This window comes from Mesorhizobium sp. M4B.F.Ca.ET.089.01.1.1 (assembly GCF_004022605.1).
GTDB classification, from domain to species: Bacteria; Pseudomonadota; Alphaproteobacteria; order Rhizobiales; family Rhizobiaceae; genus Mesorhizobium; species Mesorhizobium abyssinicae.
Genome location: NZ_RZOS01000774.1, coordinates 1 through 1617, shown reverse-complemented (window position 1 = coordinate 1617; position 1617 = coordinate 1). Strand labels below are relative to the sequence as shown.

The window sequence follows — 1617 nt, the reverse complement described above, 5'->3', positions numbered from 1 at the left end:
AGATGGCTGATTTCGAAAGGAGAATGTCATCACCAGCTGAGGTGATGCCGACTGTCGCTGCGACCGCGAAAGCGGCAACAAAGGAGCCCGCAACTCGCACCGTGAATCGCAAAGCCGCCCTGCCGCAACCGAAACGTGCGAAAGTGGCGTCGAGTGGCGGATCTGGAAACGAAGCGGAGGCAAAATCGGACGTAGCGGCCATCGACGCGCGGATTAAGATAGCCGAAGAAAGCCTGAAGCCCAGCGCTGAACGCCTCAAGGAGACGGTTTCTCAGAAAGTCGAAAGGCTCGGCCAAGCATCGCCCACGAAACGACGAAACTATCTCGATATTTTCGCGACGACAGTTCCCGATCCGGTCGAACTCGGCGTAGAGCACGTCCAGCGATCAAATAATCGGTTGTGATATGACGTCGGGCATCCACTTTGATGAGGTGGATGATGGGAAGAGCACTGAGCGACGATTATTGATCGCGGGTCTTGAAAGCTTCGGACGCGGGCATGTCTGCCGGCAGGCGGCGGCGCGGTTCGGGAAGGTATATCGAGTGCGATCCGGAGGATCGCACGGGCGAAGATCGGCGAGCGGACGCAAGGGCGCCGACGTGCGTCCAGCCTTGACGCACACAAAGCTTCTCGTCGGGCTGATCGATGAGCGCCGCCGACCGTCCTGGCGGACAGCTTCAACAGAATGCCAAGGATTGAGAGAGCGGTAACGCTCTTTCCGCGCCCGGATTCGCCGACGACGCCGAGCGTTTCGCCCTTCTTCACCTGGAACCTGATGCCGCCCAAGGCGCGGGTGACCCTCTCTTCGACGTAAAAAATACACTGGTGGCTGGCGTTTCCGGCGCGGATGTTCGACCGGGTGGTCAGCTCGAACTGGCGCCCCTCGACTGCTCCGTTCCGCGCAAAACCACAACATATCTGCACGTTGGCTATCTCGTCTGACGTTGCACGTTCCGAGGGAGGTGCTTTGGTTAGGATCTGGTCATGCGAAGTTCTCATATTAGCTTAATTTGGCACTCATTTTGAGAACAGTAGCATCAAAAAATGGCAAATTGTCCCATTCATTTCGCCAGACCATCGTGATCAGGATTGCTCCGTAAACCTTTTAGTTGGGAGCAGACATGCTGTGTAGAATCGTTGGCGCGCCGGTCCAGGACGGGGCCGGGCGCATGGGCTGCGACATGGGGCCGAGCGCGCTGCGCGCGGCGGGTCTCGCGCATGCGCTGACAGAACTCGGCCATGAAGTGGAGGACGCAGGGGCGGTTGCTCCCGGGCCGCTTCCGCCTGTGGTGCATGAGAACCGCGGCCTGAATGCGCTGCCGCAGGTCTCGGCCTGGACCGAAGCGATCGCCAAAGCTGCCTATGCGGCAAGCCGGCAAGCAATGCCGATCTTTCTCGGCGGCGATCACAGTATCTCTGCCGGCACACTGTCGGGAGTTGCTCGGCGTGCCAAGGAGTTGGGCCGGCCGCTCTTCGTGCTTTGGCTGGATGCCCACCCGGATTTTCACACGCTCGACACTACGGTCAGCGGCAACCTGCACGGCGTCCCCCTCGCCTATGCCTGCGGCCAAAAGGGCTTTCACGGCTATTTCCCAGATCTGCCAGCTGCCATCGAT

The 1617-nt window shown here is 59.8% G+C and carries 1 protein-coding gene and 3 pseudogenes; 3 read left to right on the top strand and 1 reads right to left on the bottom strand.

The genetic code is table 11. From position 1 onward, the window contains the following. Nucleotides 1-404 (top strand): annotated as a pseudogene (locus tag EN780_RS41025) (hypothetical protein); the annotation flags it as partial. Between the two features lie 95 nt (nt 405-499). Continuing rightward, nucleotides 500-629: pseudogene (locus tag EN780_RS33735) on the top strand (IS630 family transposase); the annotation flags it as partial. A gap of 23 nt (nt 630-652) precedes the next feature. On the opposite strand, the pseudogene EN780_RS41020 reads toward EN780_RS33735, so the two are convergent. Then, nucleotides 653-868 (bottom strand): annotated as a pseudogene (locus EN780_RS41020) (ATP-binding cassette domain-containing protein); the annotation flags it as partial. Nucleotides 869-1122: 254 nt separating this feature from the next. Between EN780_RS41020 and EN780_RS33725 the strand changes: the two are divergent. Next, the coding region (locus EN780_RS33725; protein ID WP_189556966.1) for an arginase family protein at nt 1123-1617 on the top strand (495 nt) is incomplete at its 3' end.